General features: G+C 56.0%; 14 protein-coding genes and 4 pseudogenes. 9 read left to right on the forward strand and 9 right to left on the reverse strand.

All coding sequences use genetic code 11. The features are described from left to right. Positions 1-68: 68 nt before the first annotated feature. Positions 69-704: a bifunctional 4-hydroxy-2-oxoglutarate aldolase/2-dehydro-3-deoxy-phosphogluconate aldolase gene (eda, locus tag MK208_RS20315; RefSeq protein ID WP_294119539.1), complete on the forward strand. Its 636-nt coding sequence runs from the start codon at positions 69-71 to the stop codon at positions 702-704. Positions 705-765: 61 nt separating this feature from the next. Here the strand turns inward: eda and MK208_RS20320 are convergent, their stop codons facing one another. The 7 genes from MK208_RS20320 to MK208_RS20350 all read right to left on the reverse strand — a co-directional run bounded on the left by MK208_RS20320 (position 766) and on the right by MK208_RS20350 (position 7,663). Continuing rightward, positions 766-1,701, reverse strand: coding sequence for a sugar kinase (locus tag MK208_RS20320; protein WP_294119540.1), 936 nt, complete (start codon positions 1,699-1,701; stop codon positions 766-768). 3 nt (positions 1,702-1,704) lie between these two features. Continuing rightward, complete coding sequence (locus tag MK208_RS20325) at positions 1,705-3,792, reverse strand: FAD-binding protein (protein ID WP_294119541.1); 2,088 nt, start codon at positions 3,790-3,792, stop codon at positions 1,705-1,707. A gap of 31 nt (positions 3,793-3,823) precedes the next feature. Beyond that, positions 3,824-4,987: a Gfo/Idh/MocA family oxidoreductase gene (locus MK208_RS20330; protein WP_294119543.1), complete on the reverse strand. Its 1,164-nt coding sequence runs from the start codon at positions 4,985-4,987 to the stop codon at positions 3,824-3,826. A 233-nt stretch (positions 4,988-5,220) separates the two neighbouring features. Further along, the gene (locus MK208_RS20335; protein WP_294119544.1) at positions 5,221-5,616 is read right to left on the reverse strand and encodes a VOC family protein; all 396 of its coding nucleotides are present in this window, start codon (positions 5,614-5,616) and stop codon (positions 5,221-5,223) included. A gap of 267 nt (positions 5,617-5,883) precedes the next feature. Next, entirely contained in the window at positions 5,884-6,642 is a 759-nt protein-coding gene (locus MK208_RS20340) for an IS5 family transposase (protein ID WP_294119545.1), read from the reverse strand. A 62-nt stretch (positions 6,643-6,704) separates the two neighbouring features. After that, positions 6,705-7,124 (reverse strand): MOSC domain-containing protein, encoded by a 420-nt coding sequence (locus MK208_RS20345; RefSeq protein ID WP_294119546.1) that lies wholly within the window; start codon positions 7,122-7,124, stop codon positions 6,705-6,707. Then, complete coding sequence (locus MK208_RS20350) at positions 7,121-7,663, reverse strand: MarR family transcriptional regulator (protein WP_294119547.1); 543 nt, start codon at positions 7,661-7,663, stop codon at positions 7,121-7,123. Before MK208_RS20350 ends, MK208_RS20345 begins: the two co-directional genes overlap by 4 nt. 90 nt (positions 7,664-7,753) lie before the next feature. Here MK208_RS20350 and MK208_RS20355 point away from each other — a divergent pair, with 90 nt between their 5' ends. The 5 genes and pseudogenes from MK208_RS20355 to MK208_RS20375 all read left to right on the forward strand — a co-directional run bounded on the left by MK208_RS20355 (position 7,754) and on the right by MK208_RS20375 (position 10,982). Continuing rightward, positions 7,754-8,515 carry a hypothetical protein gene (locus tag MK208_RS20355; protein ID WP_294119548.1) on the forward strand — a complete coding sequence of 254 codons (762 nt, stop codon included), beginning with the start codon at positions 7,754-7,756 and terminating at the stop codon, positions 8,513-8,515. A 55-nt stretch (positions 8,516-8,570) separates the two neighbouring features. Next, positions 8,571-8,801 (forward strand): hexameric tyrosine-coordinated heme protein, encoded by a 231-nt coding sequence (locus MK208_RS20360; RefSeq protein WP_294119549.1) that lies wholly within the window; start codon positions 8,571-8,573, stop codon positions 8,799-8,801. 2 nt (positions 8,802-8,803) lie between these two features. Continuing rightward, positions 8,804-9,331 (forward strand): redoxin domain-containing protein, encoded by a 528-nt coding sequence (locus MK208_RS20365; protein WP_294119550.1) that lies wholly within the window; start codon positions 8,804-8,806, stop codon positions 9,329-9,331. 138 nt (positions 9,332-9,469) lie between these two features. Continuing rightward, entirely contained in the window at positions 9,470-9,835 is a 366-nt protein-coding gene (locus tag MK208_RS20370) for a DUF3088 family protein (protein WP_294119551.1), read from the forward strand. Between the two features lie 274 nt (positions 9,836-10,109). Then, positions 10,110-10,982: pseudogene (locus MK208_RS20375) on the forward strand (IS5 family transposase). A gap of 318 nt (positions 10,983-11,300) precedes the next feature. Here MK208_RS20375 and MK208_RS20380 read toward each other — a convergent pair. Together MK208_RS20380 and MK208_RS20385 are read right to left on the reverse strand one after the other, a co-directional pair. Beyond that, complete coding sequence (locus tag MK208_RS20380; protein ID WP_294119553.1) at positions 11,301-12,329, reverse strand: IS110 family transposase; 1,029 nt, start codon at positions 12,327-12,329, stop codon at positions 11,301-11,303. Positions 12,330-12,486: 157 nt separating this feature from the next. After that, positions 12,487-12,852 (reverse strand): annotated as a pseudogene (locus MK208_RS20385) (L-serine ammonia-lyase, iron-sulfur-dependent, subunit alpha); the annotation flags it as partial. Positions 12,853-12,865: 13 nt separating this feature from the next. On the opposite strand from MK208_RS20385, the pseudogene MK208_RS21125 reads away from it, so the two are divergent. From MK208_RS21125 to MK208_RS20395, 3 genes and pseudogenes are all read left to right on the forward strand, one after another. After that, positions 12,866-12,964 (forward strand): annotated as a pseudogene (locus tag MK208_RS21125) (transposase); the annotation flags it as partial. 161 nt (positions 12,965-13,125) lie between these two features. Then, complete coding sequence (gene tnpB / locus MK208_RS20390) at positions 13,126-13,479, forward strand: IS66 family insertion sequence element accessory protein TnpB (RefSeq protein ID WP_294119555.1); 354 nt, start codon at positions 13,126-13,128, stop codon at positions 13,477-13,479. A gap of 65 nt (positions 13,480-13,544) precedes the next feature. Beyond that, a pseudogene (locus tag MK208_RS20395) lies at positions 13,545-15,171 on the forward strand (IS66 family transposase). Positions 15,172-15,319: the final 148 nt, after the last annotated feature.

Consider the following 15,319-nt stretch of genomic DNA (forward strand, 5'->3'; position numbering starts at 1 on the left):
TGCACGGGCGTGTGACACGCTACCCAACCGGATCAGGGCCTATCTAGACAATAGAAAGAAGGCGAACCATGAGTGTATTTGACCAGATTGCCAAAATCGGAGTTGTCCCAGTAATCGTGCTGGATGATCCAGATCACGCACTGCCACTTGCAGATGCGTTGATCGCTGGCGGTCTGCCGATAGCCGAAATCACTTTCCGTACCGAGGCAGCAGCAAATGCGATTTCGAAGATCACTACCCATCGCCCAGAGATGTTTGTCGGGGCGGGCACCGTGTTGGCAGAAGCGCAGCTTGATGCTGCGGTCGATGCCGGTGCGCAATTTGCATTGTCACCGGGTATCGACAAAGACGTGCTGGCCCACGCGGTTAAGCGGGAGCTGCCCTTTGCCCCGGGCATCATGACACCCTCTGATTTGCAGCTGGCCCTGCGCGCCAATTGTAAGTTGGTAAAGTTCTTCCCTGCCATGGCTGTGGGAGGGTTGAAGATGCTGCAAAACATCGCCGGGCCGCATTTACACACTGGAATTGGCTTTAATCCAACCGGCGGTGTGTCGCTGGGCAACATGCAGGACTGGCTATCCTACGGGCCGGTGAAAGCCGTCGGCGGCAGCTGGATTGCCACGCGCTCTGACATTGCTTCGGAGAACTGGGCGCAAATCACGGCAAATGCCAAAGAAGCTTTGGAACTTGCGCAGCGCGCTTAAACAAAAATGCCCCCTAATCGGAAATGGGGGCAAATTGTGTGACTCTGACTGGTTGAAAACGCTATTTTTGGGCGAGCTTCACTAATTCTGACTTTGGGATTCGCGCGCCGAAATGTTGGATCACTTCCCCGGCGACCAACTGCCCTTGGCGGATTGCCTCAACCGGACCGCTACCCTGCAAACGCGCGCTCAGATACCCTGCGTTAAAGGCATCGCCTGCGCCGGAGGTGTCGCGCAAGCCAGTAACCTTGGGCGTTGCGATCAGGTGCTCAGTACCATTGACCAAGGCCGCAACGGAGTCTGCGCCATTTTTGAGGACGACTTCAGTCAGACCCGCCGCTGCAAAGCGGTTAAGCGTGTCCTCTGGGGTTTGATCCCCCCAATGGGTCTGTTCATCGTCAAAGCTGGGCAGGGCAATGTCGCATTGTTCCAGGAACATGGCGATGGTTTCTTGAATTCCGGTCTTTGACGCCCATAGACTCGGCCGAATGTTTGGATCAAAGGACACCCGAGCCCCCGCGGTGCGGGCATCGCTGAGGGCTGCCAAAAGGTTATCGCGTGCTGTGTCGCTGAGGATAGCCAGCGTGATACCACTCAAGTGGATCAGTCCTGTGCCCATGAAGTGGGAGGTTAGCCATGCCGGATCTTCTGCGAGGGCTCGGGCGGCAGAGCTGTCGCGCCAATAGTGAAAGCTGCGCTCCACGCCATCAAGCTCGATCATGTAGAGGCCCATGGTCCGAGCTGGATCGCGGCCGATCATGGCCACGTCCAAACCGTCGTTTCGCAGTTCCGAAACAAAGGCATCTGACAAGGAATCCTGACCAACCTTGGTGAGAAATCCAACCTTTGACTGCCCATCAAGCAGCTGCGCCATATGCCAAACAGTGTTGAAGGTGTCTCCGGCGAAGCCCTGCTGGTACAAGCCACCGCCAACAGGTGCCATCTCGATCATGGCCTCACCAATAGAGAGAGCATTCTTGGATTGAAATTCTAACACAGTTTAACTTTCTTTTCCGACGATGTCGTAGACGCCGCCTGTCAACCAAGCGGGCCAATCGCGTTCGAAAAACGCCTTTGCGTCTTCATCAAATGCCCGGTTTAGTCGTTCGGATAGCATCATCTGATTGCCTTCAAGACGGACCAGAACCTGCTTTTCTTTGTCGGCATCATTTTCGACACGAAAACGCAGGTCGTTCAGCGGTCCGCTGCGCGACTGGGGCAGGGCCGATCCCGCCTGGTCACACACGGCGCGGGCGCCTCGGCTTCCGCCGCCATTGGCGATGAAATGATTCAGCGCCGCCAGCACGGCCTCTGAGGCCAGAGCCATTTGCTGCCATTGGAGGACGCGTGCGATTTCGCTGGGCCGATCAAAGGACAGCCCATTGTCGCGAATGCGTGCGTTCAATGCGCAGGCTGCCTCAAGGGCGGTTTTCACCTCTTCTTGTGTACAGAGAATGCCCGCGTAGTCGCTCATGCGTGCCTGGACTTCTTCGCGCACGGATTTTGCATCCAGCGCGCTGTCTGGGCGCAATAGGGTCTTGATCTGATCAAGAGTCTCGGTCGCAGACCCTTCCAGCTCTGCGACATCCGTTGGAGTGCATGACTTGCTGGCGGCGATATGTTCGGCAACGCGGGTGCCAAACACCTGTCCGGCATTCAGCGCCGAACCACCCGGACGTGTGACGCCATGGGTGCCCGACGCCTCGCCGATTGCATAGATTCCGGGCATGTTGCTGCGTCCCCAGGTGTCGACAGCGATGCCGCCGTTCATATGCTGGTTGTTTACCGCAAACTCGAGTGGTTCTTCAGCAATATCAATCTTATAGCGACGATAAAGTTCGATCGCGAGCGGGTTCATATGGCGCAAGCGCTCGATGGGCATTTTGTGGTCTGCACCGGCATTTGCCAGGTATGTGCGCACGTCCTCATCCAGCCGTTCCAGACTGAAGTCCAGATCGCCGGGCACCGGCAGCGGATTGCGGTTGAAATCCATAAAGACGCGACGGCCCTTTTGGCTTTCCCGGAAAATCGCCAGATCCACGAGGCTCGATCCAAAGTCCAGCATGCGCGTTGCGTGGAATGGCCATTGGTAGCCCTTGCGGAACACGTTTGAGGCCAGCTCTTGCGTGGTGCGGTAATAATCGGCCAGGAAATGGTGTTCTTCGCCTGCGTCATCGACGGAATAGATATGTGGGATGACCTGCACGTAGGTGCCGGACAGGTTCCAAGGGAAACCTTCGCGGCGGGTTCCGATCCCAAATTGGCTCTCCGTGATGTTTGTCAGCGCAAGCCCGCTTTCCAAGGCCATGCCTAAAGTGCCGAAACAGCCATTGGGGAACACACTGTCTCGGTACAGTTCACCGGGGCCGCCCGCTGCAATCACGCAGGATTCAAACTTGAACAGCACCAAACCATATGGGTTACTGTCAGATTGCTCCTTGGCGCGGATCGCGAGCAATCCAAGCACTTTGCGGTCATCCCCCTGGCCAGAGGTCAGCAGTTTGACCGCTGTTGTGCGGTTAAAGAAGGCAATGTTCTGCTGGATCGCCTCTTTCGCCAAGACCTGAACCATCAGGCGCGACGTTCTTGGACCGCAGCTGGTTGCGCGGCCAATTTCGTCATGGTCCGTTTTGTAGCGCAAAGTGCCGCCCAGGTGATCTTGCGGCAAAGGCAGGCCCAGAAACTGCAAAGAGGCCATGGCGCGTGCGGAACCCACAGCTTCGATATAGGCGGTGTCTTCATCCATTGCGCCGCCGGCGCGAATGGCCCTAGCCATGTCCTTGAAATTGTCGCCCTGATCCGCGGTATTTGCAGTGTGTAGCGTCTGCTTGTCAGATCCAGAACAGGCAGATGTGCCCCCCCAGGCGCTTTGGCTGACAATGGCGACATCGACGTTGCGGCGCTTGAGTTCAACCGAGGCACGCAGCCCTGCAGCCCCGCTTCCGACCACAAGGCTTTCGCAGCGATAGAGCGGCAACCTATGGCCGCCAATGTCGATCTGGTCGGGGAACTCCGGTTCGGGTTGCAGATGCGGCATTTCCACATCGGTGAGCGCATCAAGGATATGCTGTGGGATTGGCTGAGGCACTTTGAAGGTCCAATTTTAAGGGAAGCAGCGATTAAGTCAGTTCGACCCAACTCTTTTTGCGTGAAGATTCCATGCAGGCGTCAACCATCTGACAAATGTGATGTCCCGTTTCAAAGGTTGGCCACATGGGCTGATTTGAAACGATGGATTTCACCACTTCGGCCACTTCGATGATCTTGCTTTCATTGTATCCAAGTGCAAAGTTCGGAAGTGGCAGGAAGGATCGGAAGGTTTCGTTTTCCGGACCGACGTCGATTTCACGATAGCCGCGGCGGCCATTGGCATCTTCATTGGAATAAAATCGGAGTCGGTTCACCTCATCGTAGGTGTAGGCCAGGCTGCCTTTGGTGCCGTAAATCTCATAGGTCTGCATGAATTTGCGCCCGGTCGCAACGCGGCTGAAATCCACAATACCGCGGGCGCCATTAACAAAAGTACACAGCAGGTTGGTTCCGTCAGGATTGGTGATGTCGGCCCATTCTTCGTGGCCGGTCAACTTGGTTTCCTCGCCATAAGCCAAGCCGTTCACCATCGGACGTTTGTCGGTGACAATAAAATTGTCCGCAATCAATGAGCTGACGCGGCCAATGAGGAATTCCATGAAGCTGAAAATGTGACTTCCGGTGTCTCCGACAATGCCCGTTGGGGCCAGCTCGCCGTTTGCCCGCCACATGTAGGGTGCCAACGGGTCACCATACATGTCGACGTGCTGGCAGCCTTTGAACATCTTGATCTCGCCGATCTCACCTGCGTCGATTATTTCCTTTGCGAGATCATGCACAGGGTTGCGTGGAAAGGCATGACCGACACGAGTAATCACACCTTTTTCTTTGGCGATATCCGCCAGCTCGCGCGCTTCGGCTGCGGTATCTGCCAGCGGTTTTTCACAATAGACATGCTTGCCAGCCAGCAGGGCGGCTTTCGCCACCTCATAATGCAGGCTGTCTGGCAGACAGATGTCGATCAGGTCGATGTCCGGGTCGGAAATGGCAGCCTTCCAATCGTTTAAGATCTTCGCCTCAGGCGCGCGGAACGCCAGCTCTTCGGCGGCTTTTGGATTTGCCTCCACCAAAGCGACCACCTTGGCCGTGCCCGACTCCGCACCTAGAAAATGCGGAAAGGTCTGATAGGCCATCGTATGAACCTTGCCCATCCAACCTGAAGCGCCAAGAACTGCGACCCTGACTTGCGTCATCTTTATATCTCCCAACCTAACTCTGGAATAATGTCCAAACCATCCGCATTGCTTCGCAAGGCAAGCCTTTTTGGGATCGTTCCAGTTTGAATTGATAGATATGTGGAACGTTCCAAACTGTCAACGGCTCGCTGAGCGTGAGGAGGTAAGTGGCGCTGGCGGACGTGGTGTTTGAGTGGTTCTGGCTGTGGGTTTGTAACCGCGGAGTGTGTTCGCTTAAGGGGAGCTTCCTGCTAGTTTGGGTTGGTTTCGTAGAGCTCGATTGGCAAACAGTCTGGGTCAGTAAAGAACGTAAAGCGCGCGCCAGTGAATTCATCCACCCGCAGTGGTTCGACCTCGACATTCGCAGCCTCTAGTTCAGCGACAGCTGCGTCCATGTCTTCAACAGCAAATGCAATATGGCGAAGTCCGCAAGCTTCAGGGCGTGAAGTGCGTTCAGGCGGATTAGGAAACGAAAACAATTCTAATTGGCTACCGTCGGGCAGCGCGAGGTCAAGTTTCCAACTATCGCGCGACTGGCGATAGTTTTCCGCAATAACTTTGAAGCCAAGCAGGTCCACATAGAAGGCTTTGGACCGTTGGTAATCTGCACATATCAATGCGGTATGATGAATTCGACTTAGCTTCAATTTGTTTGAGTCTCCTTGCTGAAATCCAAACCTCAAAAAGTCAGGCCCCCTAAGCTATAGTGACAAGACTTGACCCGTTGCCTCGGATAGGTGCTTTCTATCCAACTCAGTAAAAAATACTCCAGGAAAAAGACCGATGAGGCAATATTGCAAAAAATGGTTTTTTTACCGGTAAAGAGAGTTTCCTTCATTTGATATCGGTCCGCGATAGAATCATATTGTCCGTCGTCAGAGTTTCTGGAACCAATGAGGGCCTAGGGTCAGGACTCATAGCCAATAGATAACGAGTGCCGCGAGAGCGATTGCGGACAGAAAGACTTTTGGACATCTGTCGTATCGAGTTGCCACCCGCCGCCAGTCCTTCAACCTGCCGAACATGATCTCGATGCGGTTTCGTCGTTTGTAGCGGCGCTTGTCGTATTTCACGGTCTTCTTACGTCGCTTACGACCTGGGATGCAGGGGCGTATCCCTTTGCCTTTTAACGCCTCTCTGAACCAATCGGCATCATAGCCTCTGTCGCCAAGCAGCCAGTCGACCTTCGGCAGACCGCGCAGCAACGCCCGCGCGCCGATGTAGTCGCTGACTTGTCCGGCGGTCACGAACAGGTTCAGCGGTCGGCCTTGGCTGTCGCAGATGGCGTGCAGCTTCGTGTTCATGCCACCCTTAGTGCGGCCAATCAGACGATCGCGCCCCCCCTTTTTGACGCCCATGCTGATCGCTGTTCGATGTGCTTTCAGATAGGTTGCGTCGATCATGACGGTCTTTTCTTCGCCGCGCTCGGCCGCAAGCCCTATCATCATCTGTGCAAAGATGCCCTTATCGCTCCACCGCTTCCAGCGGTTATAAAGCGTCTTATGCGGTCCGTACTCCTTGGGTGCATCGCGCCATCGTAAGCCATTGCGGTTAATGAAGATAATCCCGCTTAGCACGCGTCGATCATCGACACGAGGTTTGCCGAGGGGCTTCGGGAAGAAGGGCTCAAGACGCGCCATTTGCGCATCCGTTAACCAGAAAAGATCAGACATGCTCACCGTTCGTTTTCGAACCGTGAATCACGCCGCCAACCGGAAATCAATGGGTCCTGAGCCTAGGCCATGCGTTTGTTTTTTGTGAATTCGGATACTTTCCAACAAGGCTGTCGACCCTGGCTTATTTGCACGGTTGCACTGCCCAGCTTCAAAATATCGCCGACGCAGAGCGTGTCTTCGGTCAGGCCATATGTCACGATGTTTTCACCAAAGGCGGCTGGCACCGTACCCTCAGGGATTTCTGCTTCTGCAATCCAGCTTGGATAGTGATCTATTGCATAGTGGTGAATGGCCTTGTCATGGCCGCCATGGTGATTGAGATCTGCCTGCGCGTCGCCTGTGAATCCGAATTCATCAATCTTCTGCCGCTCGGAGACTGCAGTTTTGCCAATGGCCGACGCAGGTTTGCCCTGCCATCGTTCCTTAATCCCACCGAGAAATACGCCTTCAATCCTGACTGTTTCAAACCCTTGGGTCATGCGCTCACCTGTTCAAAGCAAATCTGGTCGCTCTCCTGTTTCGTCAGCGCGACGGAAAGAAGGCTGCATTCCGAGCCAGCCTCACCTCTACTGTGGTATACGCAGGTTCTGCAAGGGCCGAATTCAGGGCCTTGGTTCTGCGCCAGAACGCGCCGCATTGCGCGCGACAAAATATGTTGAAGCGATTGCTGATCCTCGTCACTTAGCTCTTTCAGCACCGCATCAAGAGGTGTCGGAGTTTCGGCTATCTTTTGGCCCCGATCCGTCAACTCAAAGCTGATTACGCGCTTGTCCGTTTCAGAACGCTGCTCCGTGACATAGCCCTTCTGAAGCAGGGATTTCAGGGTTTGGGACACTGTCCCCCGTGTGGTTCCGAGGTAACCGGAGAGATGGGAGGGACTGCGGGAAAACCGATTGGCGCGCGCCAGATAGCTGATCGCCGCGCGTTGCGTGGGGTTGAGATCCCCGACCCATCCGGTCGCTGCATCAAGGCGGGCGAGGCGAGCGATCTGTTCTCTGAGGTGTGTCTGAGGTGTCATGGAAAAAATATAGCGAGTCGATATCACTATTGCAATAGTATCGAGTCGCTACTATATGCGATTCACGAAACTAGCCTAAGAGGACTTGTTATGAACACTCTGAAATTTTCCGTCGTTGCAGCGGCTCTGACCGCAGGTGCAGCCTTTGCGGGAGGTGATCACGCTCACCCGCATGCAAGCGCGCAAGAAGGCGCGGTAACATCAAGCGCCGACGCCTCGAAAGTGGCGGCCTTCGATATTCTGGCCACCCATGCACATCGCAATGGCAACGTTGTCACCTTCCATATGACAACAAATGGCGTCGCAGGCGCTGAAAAGCCCACACCTGCAGGTGCTTTAAGCGGTGCTCCGGCATACGCTTATGTCTGGCCAACCACTCTCGATCCTTCGAGCGTTGGCTTCGATGAAGGCGCTGGCATTTTGGCCATGGCCGCAGCCACCCATCCAGATTTTGATGACACGCCTCTTTTTGACGAGAACGGGGACGGCGATGTCGCCAACGATGGAAACACATGGCACAGCCACTGGGTTGTCTTGGTGCCAGATGAGGCCTGCGGCCCCGGAGCCCTGACCGTCAAGGACATCCCCGAAGGTACGACCCCCAATCTGCCCGCGACATGGCCCGGCCTGCCAATCCTTTTGGACAGCCCCGGTTTTACACCGGTTTTCGATGGGCCTGAAATCAGCGTAAACGTGGCCTTTGATCAGAGCCTCGATGTGTCTGGTGTCAACTATGACGGTGTGACCGCGGCACTTCGGGTGAATGCCAACATCCACGCCCCATTGTTCTGCGTGACCGATGTATTTGACGTCGCCTCCGGCAACCTCAGCCTGCCCGGAAAGATTGACTAAATCAAATCCGCGCGGTCCTCAAGCCGCGCGGCCTTCTTGGAGGAAAGGACAAGCTATGGCCGAAGAATGGTTGCCAACCCTGATCACCCAAACACCACAGGACGGGTATGAGCTTGCGATCAAACTGTCGCGTGTTGCCGTCAAAAAGACCCAAATCGACGCGGAAATTCGAGAGCGCCTTCGAGCAATTTACGAAACCGACCCGACAGCGTTGATCAACATTTCGACGACTGTCGCCACGAACTTGCACACCGTCGCGGTCGTCAATAATTTCTGGAGGGAGTAGACATGCCCGCACCAGAGTTGAAAATCCAGAAATGGTTCAACACAAATGAAGAACTGACACTCGCGAAGTTGCGTGGCAAAGTCGTCGTGATCGAGGCATTTCAAATGCTATGTCCAGGTTGCGTCATGCATGGTCTGCCGCTTGCGAAAAAGATCCACGCTTCATTCCCACAAGACAAGGTGGCCGTTTTGGGGTTGCATACTGTTTTCGAACATCATGATGCGATGACCCCGGTGTCATTGGCGGCTTTCTTGCACGAATACCGCATCAATTTTCCGGTCGGGGTTGACCAACCAGGCACCGGTCCCATGCCGAAAACGATGGCATCCTATCGGATGCGTGGCACACCCAGTCTAATCCTGATCGACAAATCTGGAGAGTTGCGGGTCAATCATTTTGGAGATGTGTCCGAATTGTTCCTCGGAGCAGAAATTGCCACTTTGTTGGGTGAAACACACGTCCAACCAAACTCTGACACGTCCGAAGACGATGTATCCGCCGTTTGCGATGAGACTGGTTGTACTGTTTGACCCATGCGATTTTGCGCTCAATTGGCACCGCCTCAATACCCAGCACACCTACCGCCCTGGCTGCTGCTGCCGACTTGACATCCGATCGCAGACAAAAGTACTGACCAGTTGGTTCATTTAGACGCAAGGACGTTACCTATGACTGAAACCACACATCCGACATTGTATCTTCTCAAAACACAATTCATTGATCCGGATGCCGGAACAGGCACCTTCTATTGCCCCGATTGCATCAAGATTGAAGGCCTGCTTTCGGCATTCCATTCCCTGCGTCAGGCCCTGAAGATTGAATATGTTGACTTTGCAAAACCGCGTGGCGCCCTGCCTGATCTTGCTGGGCATGAAAATCAGTCCTGCCCGCAGCTGGTTTTCCGAAAAGGTGACGATGACATTTCGAGCCAATGGTCCGTTGAGGGCATCGGCAAAACGCGCAGGATCGACAACACCAGACATATCGAAGCGTATCTTTCGGCACGGTATGATTTGCCTTCGCGGCACCCATAAGTGATCTTTCGGCTGACCAATTCCTGTTCGTGTAACTCAAAACCATCACCAAGTGGTACTGAGGGTCTCACCGGCGCGGGTAATTGCGGTGGCCAACTCAGCTTCAAAGGAAACGAGGCTCAACTCTTGCTTCATTTTTTCGTGAGGCGTCGGCTTTTGTGAACAAATAGCTTGCGGGATTCCCTGTGTGAATTCAATCGTGTAGCTTAGGTGTATGAGCAGTTGGTGCCCTGCGAAGTAAAAGACCAGGAACTGGCCTTCGTACAACACTGCGTTGAAGCAGCGCGGTTCGCTATCGATTTGGTTTGATCCTGAGACGCCATGGCAGGCGGCTCCGACGGGAAAGCGTGGTCGTCAGCCTGAGTTCAGCGACGCAGCGATCTAGGTTTGCCTTACGATGAAGGTCCTGTTCGGCATGCCCCTGCGGCAAACGACCGGATTCGTCGAAAGCCTGCTGCTGCTGGCCGAGCTTGACTGGAAAGTGCCGAACTTCAGCACCCTGTGTCGCCGCCAGAAGACATTGAATGTTGCCATCCCTTATCGTGGTGGATCGGGGCCGCTCCACCTGTTGATCGACGCGACCGGGATCAAGGCCGAGGGTGAAGGCGAGTGGAATGCGCGTAAGCATGGCGGGTCCAGGAAGCGCCTGTGGCGCAAGCTGCATCTCGGAATGGATGAGGAAACACTGGAGATCCGTGCGGTCGGCGTCACCACAAGCAACGTCGGCGACGCCCCGATGTTGCCCGACCTGTTGGAGCAGATCCCATCCGACCAGGAGATCACCACGGTCACCGCTGACGGGGTCTACGATACACGACGATGTCACAATATGATTGCCGCTCGAGGTGCCGCTGCCATCATCCCACCGCGCAAGAATGCCCAAATCTGGAAGCCAACCACGGGAGGTGCTGTAGCGCGAAATGAAGCCGTGAGAGCTTGCAGATATCTCGGACGGGCACTCTGGCGATAGTTAACCGGGTATCACCGCCGTAGCAGCGCAGAAAAAAAGATGAACTGCGTCAAGCTCCCTGGCCAAAGCCTCATGGCACGAGACTTCGACCGGCAGGTCGCTGAGCTCCATGTCCGGATCGCCGTGCTCAACCGCTACACAGCTCTTGGCATACCCGTCACAGAGCCCGTAGGATAAGTCCATCCGCGGAAAGGGGAAGTGTGCTGGGAACCCGATTTGTGCATGTATGGATGCCTCCTTTGGTGCAAGTGGTTTTTGAACATTTCGAGCGCGTGATCGGGTGCGGTCATGTATCAGGCCTCTCGTTGCGGCACTGATCGGGCCGCGGGCCGGTATGGCGATGCGCGGATCAGAAGCATATCAACAAACCGAGCTCATTGGCTCCAGCACAAATGCTGCTTTCTCTGACCCGGATCTGATCGATCCTATGCCCTTACTGTTCAGCGACCTCCTCACAATCCTGACGACCGGGACAGATTGATTAGCGCAGGGCGCTTAGACCAATGCTGCCACCGGGTTCCGGTATTCCTCCTGTTTCGTGATCATCGCCCAGAGGCCACGTGCCATCTTGTTTGCCAACGCGATGGCGGCGACCATGCGGAGTTTTCGAGCCAGCAGGCGCTTGAGCCACTCATTTCCGGGGGTGTCGAACCGCTCGACCGCTTGGAGAACGGCCATCGCACAGGAGATTAGGAGCGTACGGATGTCGCGCTGTCCCATCTTTGACGTTTTGCCCAGCCGAGACTTGCCTCTCGTTGAGTGTTGCTTCGGCACAAGACCAAGCCACGCGGAAAAGTCCTGCCCGCGCCGGAAGCTGGCCAAGTCAGGCGCAAATGTCTCAATCGCAAGTGCCGTGATGGGGCCAACGCCCGGCATGGTTTGTATACGCCGCGTCATACCGGCTGCTCTGGCGGCGTGTCTCATCTTCACGTCAAGCTCCACAATCCGCGCATTCAGGCCTTTGATCTGTTCCAGATACACCTGGCCCAGTTCGCGGACACTCTTTGGTAGCGCTGTGTCATTGTCCGCAATTGCATCTGCAAGGCGCTTCAAATGAGCGGGTCCTCTGGCTGCTATCAGCCCATGCTCAGCAAGATGCCCGCGCAAGGCGTTGATCAGCTGGGTCCGTGGACCAACAAACATCTGGCGCGTGCGAAACAGCATGGCCCGGGCCTGTTGATCTTCCGTCTTCAATGCGACAAAGCGCATGGTGGGTCGCATAGCTGCCTCAACAATCGCCTCGGCGTCAGCAACATCGTTCTTCTGGCGCTTGACGAAAGGCTTCACGTAAACCGGTGGGATCAGGCGCACCTCATGCCCCAGCTTCGCGAACTCGCGACCCCAGCCATGCGCTGTCGCACAAGCTTCCATGGCAATAACGCACTTTGGATGCCGAGCGACAAACGACAGCAATTGACCACGAGACAGCTTCTTGCGAAACGCGACAGACCCATCCTGACATGCCCCATGGAGTTGGAAGACACGTTTTGCCAAATCAATCCCAATTATCGTAACCTCAGACATGGATGCTTTCTCCTCATGTGATGGCTTCAACAAACATCACATTGGCACATTGCGACGCCGTCAGGGGGAGGCATCCACGACATCAACAAAGCCGACCGGTGAGTTCTTTGCGGCAAATCGGTTTTAGTATTCAGCATGGTGCGGCCTGCCGACTCGCCTAGCACTCCGGCAGGTTGACCGCCAGCCCGCCCAGCGAGGTTTCCTTGTACCTGCCGCCCATATCCATACCGGTCTGGCGCATAGTCTCGATGTAATTGTCGAGCGGCATGAAATGCGTGCCGTCACCGTGCAACGCCAGCGATGCGGCGTTGACCGCCTTGATCGCGCCCATGCCGTTGCGCTCGATGCAGGGCACCTGCACCAGGCCCTTCACCGGGTCGCAGGTCATGCCGAGGTGATGCTCCAGCGCGACTTCGGCGGCGTTCTCGACCTGCTCGTTGTTTCCGCCGAGCGCGGCGCAGAGCCCAGCCGCGGCCATGGCGGACGCGCTGCCCACTTCGGCTTGACAACCGCATTCGGCGCCGACGTATAAGCCGGGCGCGACGGTTGCCGGTGTTGCACGGCGACATGGTATTGTGGCGTCGCAACTATCGGGCTGGCGTACGGCTATGAGGCGCAAGGCGGAGCGAGATTAATGTTCTGTTTCTTCTTTTGCTGAGCTTTCAGTGCTGGCGGATGCGTTTCCCGCGCCGTTTGATGGTATTGAGATTTTCTGCGGTGCTGTATCTGTTCGCCTGCCAAAGAATACTACGCCCAAGCGGATTGCAGATATCGCAAAGCTTCTGGGGCAAGGCCGATGATCTATCCCAGTCAGGCGGTTCGGATCGTGATCGCGACCAAGCCAGTTGACTTCCGCAAGGGGCATGATGGCTTGGCGGCACTGGCTGAGCGTGAGCTTGGGCTTGATCCGCATTCCGGCGTGATTGTTGTGTTCCGCGCTAAGCGTGGTGACCGCATCAAAGTGCTGCTCTGGGATGGGTCTGGCTTGGTGCTGTGTTACAAGCGTCTGGAACAGGACAAGTTCTCTTGGCCGAAGGTTCAGGATGGCAAAATGCGGCTGACGAAGGCGCAATTTGAAGCCCTGTTTGAGGGTTTGGACTGGCGTCGTGTGGTGGCGCGGCGGACCCGCAGACCAGGTGCGACAGAGTGAATCGGCGCACGATATTTGGGGCTAGCAGCCGTGCAAACACGGGGCTATTCTGGTAAATTTTCCCCATGTTTGACGCGCTTAAATCCCTTGATTTGAATGCTCTTCCTGCTGAGGTGTGGAAGGTGCTTTTGGCAGCGCAGACGGACGCGGAAAGGCTGGCAGAACAGATCTCGGCCCTGACCGAGAGCAACGCGAGCTTTGCCACGCAGAATGCCGAGCTTGAGGCCGTGAACGCGCGGTTGGAGCATATGGTCAAGGAACTCAATCACCTGCTCTATGGCCCGAAGTCGGAATGTTTCACCGAGGATGAGCGGCAACTGGCGTTTGAGGATCTTGAGGTTGCGACTGCCGAGGCGCAGGCCCAGTCCGACAGCATAGAGATGACAACGCCGCGCAAGAAGCGCCGCCCGCCACAGCGCAACCTCGGTAATCTACCAGATCACCTTGAGCGGATTGAACAGGTGATCGAGCCCGACAATGTTGTCTGCCCCTGTGGCTGTGGGGAGATGGTGAAGATCGGCGAGGATCGCAGCGAGCGCCTTGATATCGTGCCAGCCCAGTTCCGGGTGATTGTGACGGTCCGGCCAAAGTACGCATGCCCGAACAAGGACGGTGGCGTGACACAAGCCCCGTCCCCTGTCTATCTGATTGAAGGTGGTCTGCCGACAAAGGCGTTTGTGGCTTACGTTGGGGTCTGCAAATACGCCGATCACAACCCGCTTTATCGGCAATCCCAGATCCACGCCCGCTCCGGCCTCCAGCTGGACCGCGCCACATTGGCCAACTGGATGGGCAAGATGTCCTTCCACCTCGCCCCAGTGGTGGATCACATGCTCAAGGATCTGAAGAGATCAGACAAGCTCTTTGCTGATGAGACCCGCTGCCCTGTGCTGGATCCCGGACGCGGCAGAACCAAGACCAGTTATCTCTGGCCATCGCCCGTGATGAGCGCCCGTTTGGCGGGACAGCACCACCTGGTGTCGTCTTCTGCTATGCCGACGGGCGGGGCGGCAAACATGCGACTGACTTCCTGACAGGCTTCAGTGGGACGCTGCAGGTGGACGGCTATGCAGGCTATAATGCCCTAGCCCAACCAGAGCGTAAGGGCGGGCCTGTCAAACTGGCCTATTGCTGGGCACATGCGCGGCGCAAGCTCAAGGAAGTCCATGACCGCGTTGGCTCGCCCATTGCCGCTGAGGGGCTCAAGAGGATCAAGGCGTTCTACAAGGTTGAGGTGGAGATCAGGGGCCAGTCAGCTGAGACCCGCCGCGCGCTGCACCAGGAAAAACCGCGCCGCTTTTGGCTGACTTTGAAGACTGGCTCAGAACCGTTCGTGCCCGGATCTCCACAAAGTCCCGGCTGGGTGAGAAGCTCAGCTACATTGCCAAGCACATGGAGGGGCTGAAGCTCTTCCTTCAGGACGGAACTATCGAGATGGACAGCAATGTGGTCGAACGCGCCATCCGGCCGATTGCCCTCAATCGTAAGAACGCACTCTTCGCGGGCCATGATGAGGGTGGCAGAACATGGGGGCGCATCGCCTCACTGATTGAGACATGCAAGCTCAACGGTGTCGAGCCCTACGCCTATCTCAGGGCAACACTCGAAGCCATCGCGCAAGGCCATCCAGCATCCCGCATCGACGAGCTCATGCCATGGAACTTCAAGTCAGCAAATGCCAGGCACTCATGACGCTTAGCCCTCTTCCGCGCCGGAAGAGCATATCAACCCGATGGAGTGACCCGAATGCGTAAGAAAATACTTCTGGTTGCAACATGCCTAGGGTCAGGACTCATAGCCAGTAAATAACGAGAGCTGCGAGGGCGATGGCGGACAGGAA

The organism is Shimia sp., assembly GCF_022448905.1.
Classification (GTDB): domain Bacteria; phylum Pseudomonadota; class Alphaproteobacteria; order Rhodobacterales; family Rhodobacteraceae; genus Shimia.